This window comes from Pseudoxanthomonas sp. GW835-FHT14C01 (assembly GCF_058793715.1).
The window spans coordinates 1430252-1450823 of sequence record NZ_JBXAGB010000001.1 but is presented as its reverse complement, the minus strand read 5'-3'; the positions used below and the strand labels follow the sequence as shown (position 1 = coordinate 1450823).

General features: G+C 63.4%; 17 protein-coding genes. 10 read left to right on the top strand and 7 right to left on the bottom strand.

Annotated elements, in window-relative coordinates; genetic code table 11:
- Nucleotides 1–2 precede the first annotated feature (2 nt).
- The 3 genes from AC1Q5B_RS06325 to AC1Q5B_RS06315 are packed head-to-tail and all read right to left on the bottom strand — an operon-like array spanning nt 3 to nt 3140.
- Complete coding sequence (locus AC1Q5B_RS06325; protein ID WP_492630855.1) at nt 3–1064, bottom strand: ABC transporter substrate-binding protein; 1062 nt, start codon at nt 1062–1064, stop codon at nt 3–5.
- Nucleotides 1061–2470 (bottom strand): sensor histidine kinase, encoded by a 1410-nt coding sequence (locus tag AC1Q5B_RS06320; RefSeq protein WP_492630854.1) that lies wholly within the window; start codon nt 2468–2470, stop codon nt 1061–1063. The genes AC1Q5B_RS06325 and AC1Q5B_RS06320 overlap by 4 nt, the downstream gene beginning before the upstream one ends.
- A complete protein-coding gene (locus AC1Q5B_RS06315) occupies nt 2463–3140 on the bottom strand; it encodes a response regulator transcription factor (RefSeq protein ID WP_492630853.1) in 678 nt (225 codons plus the stop codon). Before AC1Q5B_RS06315 ends, AC1Q5B_RS06320 begins: the two co-directional genes overlap by 8 nt.
- 307 nt (nt 3141–3447) lie before the next feature.
- On the opposite strand from AC1Q5B_RS06315, the gene AC1Q5B_RS06310 reads away from it, so the two are divergent.
- The 3 genes from AC1Q5B_RS06310 (at nt 3448) to AC1Q5B_RS06300 (ending at nt 6260) form a co-directional block, all read left to right on the top strand.
- Nucleotides 3448–4719, top strand: coding sequence for a putative porin (locus AC1Q5B_RS06310; protein WP_492630852.1), 1272 nt, complete (start codon nt 3448–3450; stop codon nt 4717–4719).
- 22 nt (nt 4720–4741) lie between these two features.
- On the top strand, nt 4742–5779 hold the full coding sequence (locus tag AC1Q5B_RS06305) for an AbrB family transcriptional regulator (RefSeq protein WP_492630851.1): 1038 nt from the start codon (nt 4742–4744) through the stop codon (nt 5777–5779).
- A 109-nt stretch (nt 5780–5888) separates the two neighbouring features.
- Entirely contained in the window at nt 5889–6260 is a 372-nt protein-coding gene (locus AC1Q5B_RS06300; protein ID WP_492630850.1) for a diacylglycerol kinase, read from the top strand.
- Nucleotides 6261–6417: 157 nt separating this feature from the next.
- Here AC1Q5B_RS06300 and AC1Q5B_RS06295 read toward each other — a convergent pair whose 3' ends face one another.
- A complete protein-coding gene (locus AC1Q5B_RS06295) occupies nt 6418–9492 on the bottom strand; it encodes an efflux RND transporter permease subunit (RefSeq protein WP_492630849.1) in 3075 nt (1024 codons plus the stop codon).
- Entirely contained in the window at nt 9489–10586 is a 1098-nt protein-coding gene (locus AC1Q5B_RS06290; RefSeq protein ID WP_492630848.1) for an efflux RND transporter periplasmic adaptor subunit, read from the bottom strand. The genes AC1Q5B_RS06295 and AC1Q5B_RS06290 overlap by 4 nt, the downstream gene beginning before the upstream one ends.
- Before the next feature lie 251 nt (nt 10587–10837).
- On the opposite strand from AC1Q5B_RS06290, the gene AC1Q5B_RS06285 reads away from it, so the two are divergent.
- The 3 genes from AC1Q5B_RS06285 to AC1Q5B_RS06275 are packed head-to-tail and all read left to right on the top strand — an operon-like array spanning nt 10838 to nt 13209.
- Nucleotides 10838–11176, top strand: coding sequence for a PepSY domain-containing protein (locus AC1Q5B_RS06285; RefSeq protein ID WP_492630847.1), 339 nt, complete (start codon nt 10838–10840; stop codon nt 11174–11176).
- Nucleotides 11177–11854: a response regulator transcription factor gene (locus tag AC1Q5B_RS06280; protein WP_492630846.1), complete on the top strand. Its 678-nt coding sequence runs from the start codon at nt 11177–11179 to the stop codon at nt 11852–11854. It abuts the gene before it with no gap.
- Nucleotides 11851–13209 carry a sensor histidine kinase gene (locus AC1Q5B_RS06275; RefSeq protein WP_492630845.1) on the top strand — a complete coding sequence of 453 codons (1359 nt, stop codon included), beginning with the start codon at nt 11851–11853 and terminating at the stop codon, nt 13207–13209. Before AC1Q5B_RS06280 ends, AC1Q5B_RS06275 begins: the two co-directional genes overlap by 4 nt.
- On the opposite strand, the gene AC1Q5B_RS06270 is transcribed toward AC1Q5B_RS06275, so the two are convergent.
- Nucleotides 13206–14498 carry a sensor histidine kinase gene (locus tag AC1Q5B_RS06270; protein WP_492630844.1) on the bottom strand — a complete coding sequence of 431 codons (1293 nt, stop codon included), beginning with the start codon at nt 14496–14498 and terminating at the stop codon, nt 13206–13208. The genes AC1Q5B_RS06275 and AC1Q5B_RS06270 overlap by 4 nt on opposite strands.
- Nucleotides 14495–15172, bottom strand: a complete 678-nt coding sequence (locus AC1Q5B_RS06265) for a response regulator transcription factor (RefSeq protein ID WP_187574753.1) — start codon at nt 15170–15172, stop codon at nt 14495–14497. The genes AC1Q5B_RS06270 and AC1Q5B_RS06265 overlap by 4 nt, the downstream gene beginning before the upstream one ends.
- 144 nt (nt 15173–15316) lie before the next feature.
- Between AC1Q5B_RS06265 and AC1Q5B_RS06260 the strand changes: the two genes are divergently transcribed.
- The 4 genes from AC1Q5B_RS06260 (at nt 15317) to AC1Q5B_RS06245 (ending at nt 20547) form a co-directional block, all read left to right on the top strand.
- A complete protein-coding gene (locus AC1Q5B_RS06260) occupies nt 15317–17461 on the top strand; it encodes a TonB-dependent receptor (protein WP_492630843.1) in 2145 nt (714 codons plus the stop codon).
- A gap of 58 nt (nt 17462–17519) precedes the next feature.
- Entirely contained in the window at nt 17520–18017 is a 498-nt protein-coding gene (locus tag AC1Q5B_RS06255; RefSeq protein ID WP_492630842.1) for a transcriptional repressor, read from the top strand.
- Between the two features lie 158 nt (nt 18018–18175).
- Nucleotides 18176–18892, top strand: coding sequence for a phosphatase PAP2 family protein (locus AC1Q5B_RS06250; protein ID WP_492630841.1), 717 nt, complete (start codon nt 18176–18178; stop codon nt 18890–18892).
- Entirely contained in the window at nt 18889–20547 is a 1659-nt protein-coding gene (locus tag AC1Q5B_RS06245; protein WP_492630840.1) for a phosphoethanolamine transferase, read from the top strand. Before AC1Q5B_RS06250 ends, AC1Q5B_RS06245 begins: the two co-directional genes overlap by 4 nt.
- The last annotated feature ends 25 nt before the right edge of the window (nt 20548–20572 follow it).

Here is a 20572-nt window from a genome sequence, read left to right as displayed (position 1 = left end):
CGTCAGCGCGGCGGTTTCGCGAGGATTGCGCGCCAGGCTTCGAGCATCTGCCGCCGCTTCTCTTGATCGAGATAAACCAGCAAACCCGGGCCCAGCTGCACCGGCCGCAGTACGCCGATCTGGGATTCGTTGACTCCGAGCCGCTCGTAGACGCCATCGAGTTCCTGCCTGATCGGGGGTAAGCCGCATCGGGTCGCCATCACGCGTTGTCCGCGCACCGACAGCAGGTACTCGAGGAACCTATGGGCAAGCCCGGCATTGGGCGCGTTCTTCGATATCACGACGGTGCGTGACACCACCAGCGTGTGGTCGCGGGGATAGACGAGTAGGAAGTTCTGGTCACCTCCCGGGTAAGTGCGTGCGTAGGATCCCAGCAGGTTGTAGCCCGCGATGAGATCGCCGGACGCGATGCGATCAAGGAGCGTAGCGGTGTGCTCCTCGACCTGGAGATCGATGTCGCCAAAGGCCTCCACCAGGGCACCGAACTCGCTGCTATGGCGGACGTCTTGCGACGCGAGCAGGTAACCGACGCTGCTCTTGGAGATGTCGTAGGTGCCGATCCTCCCGCGCCAGAATGCGGGATCCTTGCGGATCTGGTCGATCAGCTCCGCACGCGACTGAGGTACTGCACGACCCTTCATGGCCTGGCGGTTGAACACCATCACCGCTGGCTCGAAGGTGAAACCGAAGGCTTCGTTTCGCCAGCGTGCCCAGGCAGGCAGCGCACCGGTACTTAAGGACAAGTGACGTGCTGCGTAGCCATCGTTCACCAGTTTGATCTGCAGGTCCATCGCCGTGCTGATCAGCACGTCCGCCTTGTGCGTACCAGCGCGCTCCTCCTTTAGGTAGCGCTCGTACTGCGGCGTAGCATCCAGGTTCTCGTAGCGCACGCTGATGCCGGGATGCACCTGCTGGAAGTCCATCACCAGCGGCTCGAAGACCGCCGTATCTAGCGTGCTGTACAGGGTGAGCGTCCCCTCCTTGCCGCCTCGGGACGGATACTCCTTCGCCAAGAGCGGCAGCATCAGCAGCCACAGGCCAAGCAACCACCAACGTGTCTTCATGGCCGTCCTTTCCGCAGGCTCAAACGTACGACGAATCCGCCCGAAGGGCGGCTCTCGAGCGCGACGCTGCCACCATGGCTTGCGACCACGCGCGCCACGATGGCCATACCCAGTCCCGCACCGGAAGATTGCGTATCGCCCCGCTCGAACCGTTCGAAAACGCGCTGCCTGTCCTCCTCGGGAATGCCGGGGCCACGATCGGCCACGCTCAGTTCGTACCGCCCTTCATGCTCGTGCAGCGAGATCTCCACCTCGGCGTCGTCGCCCAGCGAGGCGGGCGAGCCATGGCGGATGGCATTGTCAATAAGGTTCTTAATCGCCTCGCCCAGCAGGACGGCGTCGCCTCGCATCGGTGCTCGCACAATGCTGCTGATGAAGCCCACCTGCAGGTCGTCCGACATCGGAACCGCATCGCGCATGGCGCGCTTGACGATATCGACCAGATCGAACTCCTCAAAGCGACGCACGTCCGCGCGATGCATCACCATGGCATCGCTCAGCAACTGGTTGACCAAGCGGGTCAACCTGCTCGCATTGCGTTCCACGCTGACCACGCCGCGACGCATTTCCTCCGGATCGTCCTCGTCCAATGCCAGCTGCGCTTGCGCGCGCAAGCCCGCCAGCGGCGTGCGGATCTGGTGCGCCGCATCACCGATGAAAGCGCGAAGACCGGCGACATTCCCCTCTAGCCGGCGCATGAATCCATTCATCGCCTGCACCATAGGCTCCACTTCGGAAGGTACCGGCGCACGCAACGCATGCAGATCGGAGGGCTCGCGCTCGGCCAAATCTGCGCTGATAGATTCGAGCGGCCGCAATGCACGTCCGACACCGAACCACGCCAGCGCCAGCGCCAGCAATGTCAACAATGCAATCGGAACCAGCGCGCCGAGGACCAGCTCGCCGGCCAGTTCCTCTCGTGCCTGCCGCGTCTGCCCGACCTGCACATAAACCCAGCCACGCAGACTGGGCTGGGCCAGTTCACGACCCAGTACCACGAACCGCACCATATCGCCCCGATAGCGCGCGTCGAAGAAGCGTGGCGCCGGTACCGTCGACGGACCTTCGCTCCGTGCGCGCGGCGCCGGCGCACCAGGCAGATCCTCATACCCGGTCACCGTCACGGCACCGGGTCCGAAAACACGATAGAACACCTTGTCTTCTGGGGCGGCCGACAGCATGTCTAGCGCCGCATAAGGGATGTCCACCCGCACGCGGGTGCCATCCACCGACAGCGTCTCAGCGATGGACAGCGCCGAGCCTGCCAGTAGACGATCATAGGATAGGTCAGCTGCGCGCAACCCATACGCGCGCGCGGCCAAGTACATCACCACCGTCCCGGCCAGGAACAGCAGCGCCATCGTGGTGACCAGTCGCGCCTTGAGTGAGCGCACGCGCTCAGCCATCGACATCCGCCCGAGGCTCTGCAACGTAGCCCAGCCCGCGCATGGTGCGGATATTCAAGTGATCGCCCAACTTTCGTCGCAGACGCCCGACGTAGACCTCGATCGCATTGGCACCGGCCTCATCATCGAAGTCGAACAACTGTGAGGAGATGTCCTCTTTGCTGAGCACACGCCCCAAGTTGCCAATCAGGATCTCTAGCAGCCGGTACTCCCGACGAGGCAGGTCGATAAGGGTGTTGCCGATCATCACCGTCTTAGAGGTGCGATCAAATACCAGCTCACCGATGCTGGTGCTGCCCGAGGCGATACCTTGCGCGCGACGCAGCAAAGCCCGACAACGCGCGTCGAACTCGCGAAAATCAAATGGCTTGGACAGGTAGTCATCCGCGCCAACATCCAGCGCACCCACCCGATCTTCGACTTCAGAACGCGCTGTCAGCATTAGCACCGGCGTGCGTTCACCACGCGCGCGCATACCGCGCAAGATCGAGAAACCGTCCCGTCGCGGCAGGCCTATATCGAGGATGACCAGTTCATAGCTTTGATAGCGCAGAACTTCGTCCGCCGATTGGCCGTCACGTTGCCAATCTGCGGCATAGCCTTCTCGTTTTAAGCGGCGCTGGACCGCATCGCCCAGATCCGCATCATCTTCAACGACCAAAATTCGCATGCTGGGACCCCTCCCCGCAGTGCCACGACTGACACAACCCATAGCTAACTTGTCAGCTTCACGACAGCTTCCGCATTTAGCTTTCTCGCATCGTACACGCAGGTGCAATCGTGTGTGCAAGTCCTAAGAAATGCGAAGTTTCTGCAGCCTAATCGCAGATTTCCTACTGCTGCGATGCAGCACCCGATGCCTGATCGGCACGCCAGTGTCGTAAGCACACACGAAAGAGGAGCAAGCCACCATGATCTCTTCACCCACTGCGCAACTCCGCTCGCCGCAGCTTCGCTTGCGCCAGCTTGGGATGTGCATGGCGATTGCGTTGGGCACGTTGAGTGGCCCAGCATTTGCACAAAGCGCCGCCGAGACTGAGGCCATCAAGCGGGAACTGCAGAGCCTGCGGCAGCAGCAGGCGCAGATCGCGCAGCTGCAGCAGCAGACCGATGCGGCCATCGCCGCACTGGAAGCGCGCATGGGCGTCGCTTCGCCTGCTCCGGCCGCACCGTCCGTTGCCGCAACCAACACGACGGCCGCCACTGCCAGCGCCGCACCCAGCGCACTCGACCGCCTCAAGGTAAGCGGCGACTTCCGCCTGCGCAGCCAGCACGACCGCTCCGATGAGGATGCCCGCGACCGCACCAGCGGTCAGGTGCGTGCGCGCCTTGGCGCCACCTTCGCAGTCAACGACCTGGTCACCGTCGGCGGACGCGTGGTCACCGGCGACAACGACGACCCCAATAGCTCCGACGTGCAGCTGTCGAACTGGGACGACGACTTCACCGTCAGCCTGGACCTAGCCTATGCCCAGCTCAACTTCGGCGACTTGAAGCTTTACGGCGGCAAGTTCCCCCAGCCCTTCGCCCGCACCGACCTGGTCTGGGACGGCGACGTCAATCCGCAAGGCATCGGTGCGACCTACAAGCATGCGCTGGCCGATGGTGGCGCGCTGCGCGCCAACGGCCTGTTCTTCGTCGTGGATGAACGAGCGGGCGGAGCGGACAGCACGATGGGCGGGGTCCAGTTGGGTTACGACTCCCCGGCTTACGGCGGCTTCAAGTACGACTTGTCCGGTGCCTATTACCGCTACAGTCTGGGCAGTGTGGCCGGCGCGGATTCAGGCGACTGGCGCACCAACCGGCTCAATCCCGACGGCACCTTCCTCTCCGACTACGAGCTGGCCAACCTGCTGGTCGGGGCGACTTGGCAGGGCGCCAACGAGAAGTGGCCGGTGCGCGTGGTCGGCGACTACGTGAAGAACCTGGGCGCAGTGGATGACCAGGACACCGGCTACGGCGTGGACGTCAGCCTGGGCCGGGCCAGCAAGCCGGGCGACTGGCGCTTTACCTACGGCTACTCGCAGACCGACGTGGATGCGGTGCTCTCCGCGTTCTCGCACGACAACATCGGCATTGCCACCAACTACAAGCTGCACGCCTTCACGGTCGACTACACGCCGATGCCCAAGACGATGGTCAGCGCCATCTGGTACCACTACAAGCCCAACGACCCGGCCTACGCCGGCAGCAACGCGCCCAACGACTGGCTCGACCGCATCCGGCTGTTCTTCCTGGTGAACTTCTGACTTTGATCGCGTCGAATCCCTCATGAAGTTCACGTGGCGATGGCCGGTCACCGTACTGGCAAGCATCGCGGCCGGGGCGTGCCTGCATCTTGCAGGCGCGCCTTTGCCGTGGATGATCGGCCCACTCCTGACGTTTGCAGCAAGCAACATCATGCATGCCAACGTGCAGGTGCCGCGCCAGGTGCGCTTTGCCGGGCAATGGGTCGTCGGTGCGGCACTGGGCCTGTACTTCACCGCGCCGGTGGTGGAGCGACTGCTCGATCTGTCGGGCTGGATCCTGCTGGCCACCGTACTTTCCCTCGGTGCCGGCCTAGTGGCCTCGCAGTTGCTGATCCGTATCGGCCACGTGGATCCGGTCACTGCCTTCTTCGCCGGCACCGTCGGCGGCGCCGCCGAAATGGCCAACCAGGCCGAACGTTTCGGTGCGCGCGTGGACCAAGTCGCGGCCTCGCAGGTCACGCGCGTGCTGCTGGTGGTCCTGCTGCTTCCGCTAGGCTTCAAGCTCAGTGGCCTGCATGGCAACGATCTGTATCACGTCGTCTCGGTGCCGCTGCGCCCGCTAGGGTTGATCGGGCTGTTGACCGCGGGGCTCGTCGTCGGCGCGATCGCTGCATGGCTGCGGGTTCCCAACGGCTGGCTGTTCGGACCGTTGGTATTGAGTGCCGCGCTCACCGCTAGTGGCCATGCACCATCTTCAGTGCCGGCGTGGCTGGTCAATCTCGGTCAATGGCTGATCGGGTGTTCGTTGGGCGCGCGCTTCACGCCCGACTTCTTCCGCGGCTCACCACGCTTCCTGCTTGGGGTTCTGGTCAGTGGCGTTGCGCTCATCGTGCTGTGCATAGCAACCGGCGTCCTGATTTCGACGCTGGCGGATATCCCCTGGCCCACGATGGTGCTGGCAACTGCCCCCGGCGGTATCGCCGAAATGGGCCTGACAGCCAAGCTGCTGCAATTGGGCGTTCCGGTGGTGACAGCTTTCCACATCATTCGCCTGGCAGTGGTGGTCAGTACCGTTGGCCCGGGCTTCCGCCTGCTACGTCATCTGCAGCGCCGGCGCTGACTGGTGCATGAAGCCCTTCGCTGGATTTACGGGTTCCCTACAAAGCTCGCACGGCACTCCGACATCACTATCCCTACCCTGCGCGCACCTTCACCGCGCTCATATCCCTATGGCAGGACACTATGGCCACATGCCCCGCGGCATGCTGGGCACCTTCAAGGCCTTGCGCTGGTCGCTAAAGGGCCTGCGTGCAGCGTGGCTGCATGAAGCTTCATTTCGACTTGAGGTCGTGCTGGCAATCGCCTTAGTGCCGCTTGCAGGTTTGTTGGGTGAAACGGGCGTGGAGAGAGCCTTGCTGATCGGCGCGGTCATGGTGGTACTGGCGCTGGAACTGCTGAACTCCGCCATCGAGGCCGTCATTGAGCGCTACGGCGATGAGCACCATGAGCTGGCTGGCCGCGCCAAGGATATGGGTTCGGCTGCTGTCTTTGTAGGCATATCGTCCGCCCTAGCCATCTGGGCTTTGGTGCTGTTGGGCTGAGACAACTAGCTCGACGCGCGTTCGACAAACTGCGGCACGGAGAGCGCGCCTACCGAGAACGCCGCGAGCAGGATGTAGAGTCTGAGGATGTGCCAGCGCTTGCGGTTACCTAGACCGCGAATACCTGGATGACGCTTGCATGCTGACCGGCTGGTGGTCACGCACCCAGTGCGGGCTGTGCCTGATCCAGGCCACGCCGCTGGCGCCGCGCATCGAGGGTCAGGCGTTCGAAGGTCAGGAATAACACTGGTGTGATCAGCAGTGTGATCACCTGCGAGACCAGCAGTCCGCCGACCACTGCCACACCCATTGGCTGACGCAGCTCGGCACCTGCGCCCAAGCCCAATGCCAGCGGCAGCGCGCCGACCAAGGCACAAATGGTAGTCATCATTATCGGACGGAAGCGTTGTCGGCAGGCTTCAACAATCGCCCGCTCGGCCGACCAACCGCGGGTGCGTTGAGCCTCCAAGGCGAAGTCGATCATCATGATCGCGTTCTTCTTGACGATGCCAATTAGCAGCAAGATGCCGATCATGGCCACGAAGGTCAGCTCCAACCCGGTCAGGCGCAACGCCAGGAGTGCGCCAACGGCCGCGGAGGGAATACCCAGCAGGATCGTGACCGGGTGGATCCAGCTTTCATAGAGCACGCCCAGGATCAGGTAGATCACCGCCACGGCGGCGACCAGCAACAGGATCTGCGTGGTCTGGGATTTTTCGTACAGCGCGGCCTGACCATCGAAGCTGCCGAAGATCGTATCGGGCATGCCGATTGCGACGGTGGCCTCGGCAATGGCCTGCTGCGCATCGGAGAGCGATTTGCCCGGCGCCAACTCAAACGACAGCGTGTAGGAAGGCAGCTGCGCCTTGTGCGCCACCATGGTCTTGCCGGTAGCACGGGAGACGGTGGCGATGGCGCCCAGCGGCACCATGGCACCATCGGTCGCGCGGACATACACCCGGCTCAGCGCCTGCTCGTCCTGGCGTTGGATGTCAGCCAGTTCCATGATCACCTTGTAGCTGGCCTCCGGTGCGTAGATGGTGGAGACCTCGCGTGCACCAAAGGCGGCGTACAGCGTGCTGCGAAAGGTGGCCATGTCCACCCCCAGCATTGCCAGCTTGTTGCGATCCACCTGGACGGAGGCTTCCAACCCCAGGTCCTCGGCGTCGGACTCCAGGTCGGCGAACACCTCGGTGTGCTTGAGCTGGGCCAACAGACGATTGGCCCACACGTCCAACTCGTTCGAGCCGATGGATTGCAGGGTGTACTGGTAGGCGCTGGCACTGGTGCTGGCGCCCACCTTGAGGTTCTGGACCGGGCTGAAAGAGACCGAGATGCCCGGCAGGATGTTCGTGTCCTTTCGCATCTTGGCCAGTACCTGCTCCATCGATGCGCGGTCGGCGGTTGGCTTGAGGTCGATGTCGAACTTGGTGCTGTCGTGATCGACCTTGGAGGCCATCGTGGCCACGGCCGGATCGGCCAACAGGATCTGCTGGACCTGGCGCAGCGCCTTGAGCCGGGCCGTGTAGGACATGTCCGGCGGGGTCTTCAGCTTGACCGATAGCTGGCCGGTGTCTTCCTGTGGAAAGAAGCCCTTGGGAGAGAGCTGGTAGAGCACAGCCGTCAGCACCAAGGTGGCCACACCGATGCCCAGCACCGTGTGCCGGTGGACCAGGGCCCACTGCAGGGCGCGCGCATAGAGAGCCGCGCTCCAGCCCGGCGGTGCATCCTCGTGAGCGGGTGCGTGGGCACGGCTGGCGCCGAGGATGGTCGGGGCAATGGCCGGGATCAGCGTCAGGGACACCAAGGCCGAGACTAGGATCGCGGTAGAGACCACGATGGCGAACTCATGGAAGAGCAGGCCCATGGTGCCGGGCATGAAGAAAATCGGGATGAACACGGCCACCAGCGAGATGGAGATGGACACCACGGTAAAGGCGACCTCACGACTGCCCTGCTCCACCGCCTGTCGGATCGGCATGCCCTGCTCGCGGTGACGCATGATGTTCTCCAGCACCACGATGGCATCGTCGACCACAAGGCCGACGGCGATGGTCAGGCCCATCAGCGAGATGTTGTTCAAGCTCAGACCCAGCACCCACATCAGGGCAAACGTGCCCAGCAGGGAGACCGGCACGGTGATGGCCGGAATCACCGTGGCCGAGAAACGGCGCAGGAACAAGAAGATCACCAGCACTACCAGAGCCACGGTCAGGCCCAGCGTCAGGTTGACGTCATGGATGGCGTGGCGGATGGACAGCGAGCGATCGCCGAGAACGCGCACCTGGATCGAGGCCGGCATCTGGCTTTGCAGCCGCTCTAGCGTGGCCTTGATTCCATCAATGGCGGCGACCGTGTTTGCACCAGGTTGACGGCGCACATCCAGCACAATGGCGTAGCGGCCATTGACCTCGCTGGTGTTCTGCGCATCTTCCACACTGTCGATCACCTGAGCCACGTCTCGGAGCTGGATCGTGCGCCCGTTGCGCGTGGCCACGATGACGCTGGAAAAATCGGCCGCCCGCATCAATCCGGTGTCCATCTGCACCATCAACATCTGCCGATCGCCATCTAACTGGCCCAGCGGTGTGTTGACGTTGGCGGCCTTGAGCGCGGTGCCCACTTCCAGCAGGGTCAGGTCTAGTGCGGCCAGCTTCTGAGGATCCACGTGCACGCGTACGGCGTAGCGCTTGCGGCCCTTGACGGTGATCTGCGCCACCCCCGGCACGGTGGACAGCGCCGGCACCACCACCTCGTCGATATAGGTGTTCAGACGAGCCATGGGCATGGTCGGCGAATCCAGCGCCACCGAGATGATCGGCGCATCGCCGGGGTTGATCTTCTTGTAGCTGGGCGGCGCTGGCAGCTCTGACGGCAACGAGCGGCTGATTCGGAACAAAGCGGCTTGCACATCGGCTGCGGCGGCATCGATGTTGCGCGAGGCCTCGAACTCCAACTGGATCTTGGTCTCGCCCTGGATGCTCGAGGATGTGGTGCCGACCAGCCCCGGCAAGGCGGAGAACTCCTTCTCCAGCGGCGTGGCGATGGAGGTGGCCATGTTCTCCGGGCTGGCCCCGGGCAACTTCGCTTCCACCTCGATGGTGGGTGTCTCATAGCGCGGCAAGGCCGCGATGGGCAGTTGCAGCCAGCACACGATGCCCACAATAACCATCGCCAGCCACAACATCAGCGTGGCTACCGGTCTCTGCAGACACAGCGAGGACAGACTCATGGCTGATGCGCCGCGGCCAGTGGGGCACGTGTGCGAACGCGTGTGCCCGGGCTCAGCGTTTGATTACCCTCGGCCACCACCGATTGGCCCGCAGGCAACCCGGTGACCACCGCCTGCCCATCCTGCAGGCCGGCAAAGGTAACCGGATGCATGCTCACTGCGCCGTCCGTACCGACCTGATACACGAAATGCCCTTCCGGGCCTTCGAGCACGGCTTGTGGTGGCAACACCACGGCGTTGTGCTTGATACCGGCTTGCACGCGCAAGTTGACAAAGGCGCCGGGCCACAACCGCTCGTCCGCGTTGTCGAACTCAGCCTTCAGACGGATGGTGCCGGTGGCCGGGTCGATCGCGTTGTCGGTGAAAATGATCTTGCCGGCGACCTGCCCTTGCTCGGTTTGCGCATTTACCTGCGCCTGACCCTGCTGCAGCGCCTGGGTCAGGCCCGCCAGTTCGCGTTCGGGGAGGCTGAACTCCACCGCGATCGGATGGATCTGCACGATGCGAACCAGACTGGTGGCATCGGAGGGACCAACCAGCGCACCCCGTCGCACGGCGATGGCACCGGCGCGCCCGGAGATCGGCGCGGTGATGCGGGCATAGCCGGCCATGACCTGGTTACTTTCAATCTCGGCGCGCGCGGCCTGTTGCTGGGCCTGCAGCATGTCGACCTTGCTGGCGGCCGCATCGAGGCTGCTGGATGAGATGTACTTGGAGGCCACGAGTTCCTGCGAGCGGGTGTAGTTGCGCCGGGCATCGGTCAACTCAGCCGTGATCTGGGCGTACTTGGCCTTAGCCTGCCGCACCAGCGCGGCGGTCTGGCCAGGATCCAGCACGAACAGCAGTTGTCCGGCCGCCACGTCCTGACCCTCTTCCAAGTGCAACGACGCCACGGCTCCGTCCATTTGCGCGCGGACCTCGACCTCGTTGAGCGGGACCACATGGCCCTGGGCCTCGACGATGTGCGGCAGATTCACGACCTTGCTATTGACCAGTTCCACCAGCGGAGCGGCCTTGGCAGTAGGCACCTTGGCGTTGGCGCCCTTGCCCAGCATGAAGTAACCGGCGATCGCAGCACCGCCGAGCAACAGCATGGCGGCTATCAACCAACGCGGGCGAACAGTGGCAATAGCAACGGGCATCTTCAGGACCTGACAGTGAGGTCCGGGACGACGCATGGGGATGGTGTGCGAGACATGACGAGAACCCGCACGTGAGGGGGCGCTCCCATCCCCATGGCCGCCCCGGTGGGAGGCGATAGTGATGTTGTACCCGCCCACAGCTGACATCGACCCGCATGGGCACGTCAGTTTCATGTCAGCTAGGGGGTGGAATCCTAGCCGGCATGCATTCTCGTCTGCCTTTGCTGTTCCTGGCCTGCTGCGTGGCAATGGCCAGCACGTGCGTGCCCGCCTTTGGCAAAGACAAGGATCGCAAGGCCGAAGAGCGCGCGGCCAAACAGCAAGCCCAGCAGGCCGCCTTGGCCGCCTTGCAGCGCGGTGAGATCCTACCGTTGGCGCGTATCATGCAGATCGCCACGACCCGGGTGCCGGGCGACATCATCGAGATCGAGTACAAGGCCGGACCCAAGTACGAGGTCAAGATCCTCACGCCCAATGGACGCATCAGGGAAGTTAATCTGGATGCCAAGACCGGCGAGATCATCAAGATCGAGGACAAATGAGTGCGCGCCCTGCTGGTGGAAGATGATCCGGATGTACGCGCGGACGTGGCCTCGGCGCTGAGCGCCCACGGCTTCGTAGTCGAGTGCGCCGAGGACGGCAAGCAAGCCTGGTTCCTGGGCGATACCGAGGACTACGATGTCTGCATTCTGGATCTCGGGCTGCCCAGCATGGATGGCCTGTCGGTGCTGCGGCGTTGGCGCTCGGCCGAACGCCGCTTCCCCATTCTCATTCTGTCGGCGCGCGGGGACTGGACCGAGAAGGTCGAGGGTATCGAAGCCGGCGCTGATGACTACCTGTCCAAACCTTTCAAGATCGGTGAGCTGGTCACCCGCGCCCGGGCGCTGGTGCGCCGCGCCGCCGGCCATACCAGCGCGCAGCTGGAGTGTGGGCGTCTGATCCTGGATACCCGCCGCATGAGTGCCACGCTGGATGACAAGCCCATCCAACTGTCGGCCCTGGAGTATCGCTTCTTCGACTACCTGGCCCATCAGGCCGATCGCGCAGTCTCGGCCGGCGAGTTGGCCGAGCACCTGTACGGGGCCAGCGAGTCGGGCGATACCAACGCCATCGAGGCGCTGGTGCTACGCCTGCGCCGCAAGCATGGCAGCGACATCATCGTGACCCGACGCGGATTCGGGTACCAGATCGGGCGCGGCCCAAGCACTGCGGATCCATGAGTTCGGGCTCGCTGCGATGGCGTTTGATGCTCGGCGCGGCGATCACGATGCTGGCCACGCTTACGCTGGCGCTGTTTGCCATGAGCTTGCTGTTCTCGCGCCACATCGAGCGGCGTGTGGCCGAAGACCTGGAGCGCGAAGCCCTGCGCCTGGTCGCCGAGATCAGCGTCGATGCCGCCGGCAAGCCTCATTTGGCCACGCCACCGGCAGACCCACGCTACGACAGCCCCGTGGGGGGGCGCTACTGGCAGCTCACCACCGCTGGCGGAACCGCACGCTCCCTGTCCCTGTGGGATGAAGACCTGCCCTCCCCCAGCACGCCACCCACCGATCAGTGGCGCGTACGCGAAGCCAACGGGCCGTTCAACCAACGGGTGATGGTGCTGGAACGCTCTGTCAGCGTGCAGGGGGCCAGCGGTCCGATCACGGTGCGGTTGGCTCAGAACATTGCCGACTTGCGGGTGGCGCGTAACCAGTTCCGGCGCGAGTTGGGGCTATTCCTGACCGGATTGTGGCTGATGTTGATGGTCGCGGCTTGGCTGCAGATCTATCTGGGACTGCGCCCGTTGGGCCGCCTGCGCAAGGAGCTAGAGCGCCTTCAACGTAGCCCCAGCGAACGTCTGGATAGCCCCTACCCCAGCGAAGTCACGCCGCTGACGATGGCCATCAACCGACTGGCCGAGGCGCGCGAACGCGATGTGGTACGCGCGCGCCGCCGGGCGGCGGATCTGGCCCATTCGCTGAAGACGCCGCTTGCGGCGATGGCAGCCTTGAGCCGGCGTGTGCGAGCTAAGGAGCAATCAGATCTGGCCGACGACTTGGATCGGGTCATCGCCACGGCCGGCGCGGCGCTGGAAGCAGAATTGGCGCGCTCGCGCGCGGCGGCAATTCGCGACGGCATCACCACCGTGCACGCCAATCCCAACGACGTGGCCGATCGCATCGTCGACGTCCTCCAGCGAACGGAGCGGGGTGGTGCGATGGTCTACGACATCGATATCGCCTCAGACCTGCAGGTGCCAATCGCAGCGGACGACCTGATGGAAGTGCTTGGCGCCTTGATGGAGAACGCCACCCGGTTTGCGCGGCGACAGGTACGCGTGGCGGGGCACACTGATGGTCAGGCAATGGAACTGTCTGTGGAAGACGACGGGCCGGGCTTGAACATCAGCACCGAGGAAGCGCTCTCCCGTGGCGGTCGCCTGGATGAAACCGGCAGCGGAAACCACGGACTAGGGCTGTCCATTGCCCGCGACATCATCGAGGCCACGCAGGGCCAACTCACGCTGGGCACTTCTTCTCTGGGTGGCCTGCAGGTGACATTGCGCTGGTCGGTGCTGTCACCGACTACCTAATGTCCGAGAGGGCGATCCTGCACGATCGGGGCAAAGGTGACGCTGGCCACTGTGCCGCCCTGTACCTGCGAATCCAACTGCAGCTTCCAACCAAAGTGCTGACAGATGCGCGCGATCAATCCCAGTCCGATCCCGCCCGAGCGCACAATGCCGCCCCGTGTCAGGCGGGTGTACAGCGCGCTCATTTCCTCGCCGGACATGCCATGACCGGGATCCTGGATCGAAAGCGTAGCTAGGCCGCTGGCATGGATCAGGATCCTGCCGCGATCGCTGTTCTCGATGGCGTTACGCAGCAGGTTGCTGATCACCGCGCGCACCACCTGTGGGGGCGCATCGACTAGGAACGGCGCCTGAAACTGCGACTCGATGGACAACTCCTTGTTGTCGGCCACCAGGGTGTGGTCTTCGATGATGCTGGGCAGTTCTTCGGCTAGATCGACTTCACGCGCTTCTTTCTGGATACGCGTCGGGTCGCGCGCCAAGGCCAAGAGCATATTGGACAGCTCGTTCATTTCCACCGAGGTGCGATGGGCGCGCTCCAGGTAGGGCCGCACTGTATCGGCGGTGTCCTCATGATCTAAAGCGACCTGCATGGCATTGGTGATCACGGCAATGGGTGTGCGTAGCTCATGGCTTGCCAGATTGATGAACTCCTTCTCGCGCTCGATGTGATCGCGGATCCGCAGGCCATAGCCGTTGAGTGCGTCGGTCATCAGCGCGATCTCACTGGGTGCCGAGGGTGCCACCTCAAGTGGGGGGCCGCGCCCATCGGGCTTGAGCGTGGGAATGGTCTTGACTAGCTGCGTCAACGGCTTGATCAGCCTGTCCACGCCGAAGTAGATCAACGCCGACAAGAGCAATGCCACCAAGAGCACCGAAGCACCTAGTCGGGTGGCCAAGACGACTTCGTCCTGTTCCTGATCGGTGATGTCCAGCGCCAGCACCCGTTTACCCGACTGGCCAGGAACCTGTTCCACCAGCACTACATACTGGCGATGGCCGATGGCCAGTTCATCGTGGACGCCCGGAGCAAGCCGTTCGAAGGCTGCGGGCGCGGGTGTCTTGCCATCAAAGAACTGCAGCAAATCGGTGTTGGGAGCGAAGTGATCCGGATCCTGCGCGCGGCGTGTGGTGAAGAACTCCATCTCGCTACGGAGCAGCGACTCCCACACTGCCTGCTCGGTCCGTTCGTTCACCCAATAGCCGTGGGTGACAAACACCGCCGAAAGGATGGCGAGGTAGGCCATCAAACCCACGATCAGGCGACGACGAAGGCTCGGCCGGCTCATGGCGTGTCATCCGCGCTGTAAAGGCGATAGCCGACCCGACTGATCGTGTGCAGCAACGGGGGCTCGCCCGGCAAGTCCAAACGACGCCTGAGTTCGTACACGTGGGTGCGTAACATGTCGCTGTCGGGTCGCTCTTCGCCCCAGATCGCCGCTTCCAGCCGCGCCTTGGGTACGACATTGGGGCTTTCGCGCATCAGGATTTCCAGAATCGCGCGACTACCACTGTAGAGCTGCAGCGTGCGGTCGCCGCGGCTGATCTCGTGGGTGGACAGGTTGTAGGTCAGGTCAGCGACTCTGAGCACGCGCTGGCGGCCTGAGCGCCGCGCCGACAAGGCCTGCAAGCGCGCCTGCAGTTCAGTGATATCGAAGGGTTTGGCCAGGTAATCGTCGGCACCGGATTCGAAGCCGGCCAGCTTGCTCTCGATCTGATCGCGTGCGGTCAACATCAACACGGGCACATCCGAGCCTGCGCTGCGCAGACGGCGCAGGACTTCGATGCCATCCATGCGCGGCAGCATCCAATCCAGCACGACCACGTCGTACTGCCCTTCCAAAGCCAACTGCAATCCAGAGGGCCCGTCAGGGGCGGCATCGAGCACGAATCCGCGCTTTTCCAGGAAGTCGAACACGTTGGCCAGCAGGCCCTGGTTGTCCTCCACAAACAGCACCCGAATGGCCGGCCCGTTCTGACGCTGGGCGGCCGCGGCGCGGCGGGCGACCACAGTCTGACAAGGATCTGACATATCTAAATCTACCCTAATGCGAATCGTTCGCGTTTCTGTTTGCAACAACCCTTTCCCACTTGGAGTCCCTTCCCGATGTCCGGTCCTCGAACCACCCGAAAGACCCCCGTCAATCCGTTGTCCCAGCTGATCGGTCGCGCTTTGTACGGTGCGCCGCTGGCGCTGGTGCTCAGCACCAATGCGCTGGCCCAGCAGGCCACGGCGCAGGACGCTACTACTTTAGACGGCATTGAAGTTGTCGGTGACAAGGATGCGTATCAGGTCCTTCGCATCAGTTCAGCGACCAAGACCGATACCCCGCTGCGCGATGTGCCGCAGTCGGTAACGGTGATCTCGCAAGGCCTGATCCGCGATCAAGCCATGCAGAACATGGGCGATGTGGTGCGCTATGTGCCTGGAGTGCAGATGGCCCAGGGCGAGGGCCACCGCGATGCGCCGATCCTGCGCGGCAACACCTCCACGGCCGACTTCTTCATCGATGGCCTGCGCGATGACGTGCAGTACTACCGTGACCTGTACAACGTCGATCGAGTGGAGGTGCTCAAGGGCCCGGGCGGCATGATCTTCGGCCGCGGCGCTTCTGGCGGCCTGATCAATCGCGTCACCAAGCAGGCCGACTGGTCCAATGCGCGAAATCTGGGTCTGACGGTTGGAAGCTGGGACAGCTATCGCGTGACCGGCGATGTGGATCAGGCGCTCAACGAGAGTGCGGCCGTGCGCGTGACAGGCTTCTACGAAGACTCGGACAGCTTCCGTGACGAGGTCACCCTGGAGCGTTGGGCGGTCAACCCGACCCTAACCTGGCGCCTCAGCGATGACACCCAAGTGGAAGTGGGCTACGAGCATTTCGAGGACGACCGCGTGACCGACCGTGGCGTGCCGTCCTACTTGGGCCGTCCCCTGCGCATCGACGAGGCGACCTTCTTTGGCAGCGCCGAGCTGAGCCCCACATGGGCCGAGATCGATGCCCTGACGGCGCGCGTTCGCCACGAGTTCAGCCCGCAGGTCACGTTGGTCAATCAGGCGCGTGTGGCGAACTACGACAAGTTCTACCAGAACGTTTTCCCCGGCGGGTATACGGCGGCCACCAACCGCGTGGCGATCAGCGCCTATAACAATCTGACCGAGCGCAAGAACATCCTCAACCAGACCGATCTGACCGCGAAGTTTGCGGTCGGCGCGGTGCAGCACACGCTGCTGGCCGGTCTGGAGCTGGGCCGCCAGGAAACCGACAACTACCGTCAGACCGGCTACTTCACCGCGGTCAGTCCCACGGCCACGTCCGATTTCGTGACCCTGCCCAACACGCACTACACCGGTCAGGTGCAGTTCCGCCAGAGCGCCACCGATGCGGACAACAACAGTGTGGCCAAGACCGCCGCGCTCTACGTCCAGGACCAGATCGAATTCTCCCCGCACTGGCAGGCCCTGTTGGGCGTGCGCTTTGATCGCTTCGAAGCCGATCTGTACAACCGTCGCACCGCCACCAGTCTGTCCAGCAGCGATGACCTGGTGTCCCCGCGTGCGGGCCTGATCTACAAGCCTACCGAGGCGACCTCGATCTATGCCAGCTACGCGATTTCCTACGTGCCGCGTGCCGGCGAGCAGCTCGCCTCGCTGACGGCCAGCAACCGCGCCCTGGATCCGGAAAAGTTCACCAACAAGGAAGTGGGCTTCAAGTGGGATATCCATGATGCGCTGTCCTTCACCGCCGCGGTGTACCAGCTAGATCGCACCAACGTGGCCATCACCGATCCCAACAACCCCACCCAGTCGCTGTTGGTCGACGGTCAGCGGGTGAAGGGTCTGGAGCTGGGCTTGGCGGGCAACCTGACCGAGCAGTGGCAGGTCATGGCCGGCTACGCCTATCAGGACAGCCAGGTGCAGACCCCGGGAGCCCAGAATGGTAATCAGCTGGGTCAGGTGCCGGAGAACTCGTTCTCGCTGTGGAACCGCTACGACTTCACGCCGCGCTTCGGCGCCGGTCTTGGCGTGATCTACCGCGACGACGTCTTCGTCTCCTCGGACCAGGCGGTGGTGCTGCCCAGCTTCACCCGCGTGGATGCCGCGATCTATTACGCCATCACCCCCTCGTTGCGTCTGCAGGCCAACATCGAGAACCTGCTGGATGAGGAGTACTACGCCTCGGCCCATAGCAACACCAACATCATGCCCGGCACGCCGCGTGCGCTGCGCGTGGGTATTGATTGGCGCTTCTAAGTGCGTACGCAGGGAGCCGGCGGGTCAACCGCCGGCTCTCTGCAGCGTTAGCCTTTGAATGAGACCCCAGCTGCCCGTGCCCCGATCTCATCGCGCTCATCGTCGCCGTACCGCCCCGGTTGCCTCCGGACTACCGGCAGCGACCGCTGCCGCCGATCCGGCAGTCCTTGCAGACCTGCGTCATGCCAAGCTGCCGGCGAATCCAACGCGTGTACGCATTCTCACGCGGATGCGGGCGCTGGATCGGCCGGTGACTCCGGATGCGCTGTGCCAACAATTGAACGGCGATCTCAGCCGGGTGTCGGTGTATCGGACGCTGGCCGAAATGGCGCGTGCGGACTTGGTCAGTAGCTTCCGGCTGCCCGGCGGAAAGATCGTTTACAGCGCGGGACGTGCCCAGCCTGCCCTGCGTCTGACCTGTCCGCGCTGCGGACGCTCAGCGACTGCACCGGAGGTGGCCTTGGAGAAAACGTTGATCGCGGCGATGGCCGCGCTAGGCTACTCGGACCAGGAAGTGTTAATCCTAGCCCCATGCCTTGGCTGCACTGATCCGTAGGGCGCTTTCTTGTAATTCAAATGAATGCCGGCGCAATGCCGTGACGTTCCCTGCCCTGTGTCAATGATGAATTAACACGAAGGCGACAGCAGTCCGACCGCAATCGGACAATGCGTGCCTGAGCATGCGCACCATCGTTTCTCACCCCCCATGTGCTCATGTTGGTTGTATCCAGCCCGCGCGCGATGGCTATGCCTGCGCGTCGCTCCCTGCTGGCCTTGCTGGCCGGTTCCTCATTCGTCTTGATTGCGCTGTACCTGCTGGCCCAACGGGCCGACTTCCCGCTCGCTCATGCGCTGTTGGAATTGCAGGGCGGCCACTGGACGCTCAAGCAGCATTGGCTGCTGGAATCGTTCTTGCATCGCGGCGGACGCATGCTCAGCTTGTTGGCATGGCTGACGGCTTTGGTGCTGCTGCTGGTGCGCTGGCCGCAGCGAGCGCATTTGCGTTGGCACGCACCGCTGGCCCGCCTGCTGCTGACCACGCTGCTTTGCACGATCGTGGTCGGAGTACTCAAGGCCACGACCCACATGGACTGCCCGTGGGACCTGAGTGCCTTTGACGGCACCCGACCGTTCATTTCCCTCCTTACGCCGCGCCCTGAAGCACTCGGCTCGCCAAAGTGCTTTCCTGCCGCCCACGCTGCCACTGGCTTCGCATGGATCGGCTTGTACTTCCTCTTCGCTGCGGTACGACCGTCATGGCGCTGGGTCGGCTTGGCCCTCGGACTGCTGCTGGGAATGGTCTTTGGCTTGGCCCAACAAGTGCGCGGAGCCCATTTCCTGTCCCACGACATCGCCAGCTTGACGCTGTGCTGGTGGGTGGCGTGCGTAGTGGAGTTGTTCTCACGCTCCTCTGACAGGGGCGAGGCATGAGTACCACGCTCAAGATTTTGGCCCCAGCCGCATGGGGGGAGCATCTGCGGGCGGCATGGACTTGGCGCCTGCGCCTTAGCAGCGAGGCAATGATCCTGTGGGCCAGCGTGTACTTCACCTTGGCCAGCAACGCCATGTTCTGGAAGGCAGCGGTACCTTCCCCGATCCAGATCCGCTGGGTCTTCTCCCTGGCGGTCTTGATCACTGCGGTCAACGGCTTCTTGCTCGCCTTGCTGCTGTGGCCCCGCCTGTGGCGCGCCACGCTGATCGTGCTGGTCGCGCTGGCCGCCATGGCGGGCCACTACATGAGCGCCTACGGCATCTACATCGATGCCGATATGATCCGCAACGTGGTCAAGACCGATTGGCGCGAGGCGCACGATCTACTCGGCTGGGATCTGCTCATCCCGCTGGTGATGGCGTTGCCAGCCGTACTGCTAGTCACCCGCATCGAGCTGAACCACCGTCCATTGGCACGCGCACTTCTGGCCCGCGTGGGACTGCTGGTTGTCATGGCCTTGCTAGGAGCGCTAGGCGCGGCCACCTCCCTGCAGGCCTTGAGCTCGTTCCTGCGCAACCAGCGTGAAGTGCGCTATCTGGTGACCCCGGCCAATGTGGTGGTTTCCCTAGCCAAGGTCATCAGCGAGGAGCCACCTGGCAAGGCCCGGGTGCAGTTGCCGATCGGCGAGGATGCGGTCCAGAGCCCGGCTGCCGGCGCGCGCAAGCCACGGCTACTGGTGCTGGTGGTGGGCGAGACCGCGAGGGCCGCAAATTGGGGGCTCAGTGGCTACGCCCGCCAGACGACGCCTTCTCTGGCCAAGCACAACGTCGTGAACTATCCCGATGTAAGCGCCTGCGGCAGCAGCACCGAAGTCTCGTTGCCCTGCATGTTCTCTCCGTTTGGGCGCAAGGACTACAACGAGAAGGCCATTCGTGGTCACCAGTCCGTCCTGCACATCCTGCAACGGGCCGGGGTGCGGGTGCTCTGGCGCGACAATCAGTCCGGCTGCAAAGGCGTGTGCAGTGGTCTGGAAATCCAGGATTTGCACGCCCGTACCGATGCCGATGTCTGCGAGGGCAATCGTTGCTACGACCAGATCCTGGTCAAGGATCTGGTCCAGCAGGCACGTACCCATCGCGGCGATCAAGTCATTGTGCTCCACATGCTGGGCAATCACGGCCCCACCTACGCCGAGCGCTACCCGCGCCAGTTCGCCCGTTTCACGCCCGAGTGCACTACTTCGGACCTGGGACGGTGCGAGCGCGAACAGATCGTCAACGCCTACGACAATGCCCTGCTCTACACAGATCATGTCCTAGCCAACACGATCGACGCCTTAGCCCAGATGTCCGATTACGACGCGGCGATGATCTACGTATCGGATCACGGTGAATCTCTCGGTGAGAATGGGCTCTTCCTGCATGGCATGCCCTACGCGATAGCGCCCAAGGAACAACTGCACGTACCGTTGGTGGCTTGGTTCTCCGACGGCTGGCAACGCCAGACGCACTTGAACATGCAGTGCGTCAAACAGCACGCCAGTGCTGCTTACAGTCACGACAATCTGTTCCACACGCTGCTGGGGCTGACCGACGTGCGAACCCATCTCTACCTTCCCACGATGGATATCTACCAATCGTGTCGCGCTCAGTGATGCACGCCAAGCGCAGATTCGAGTC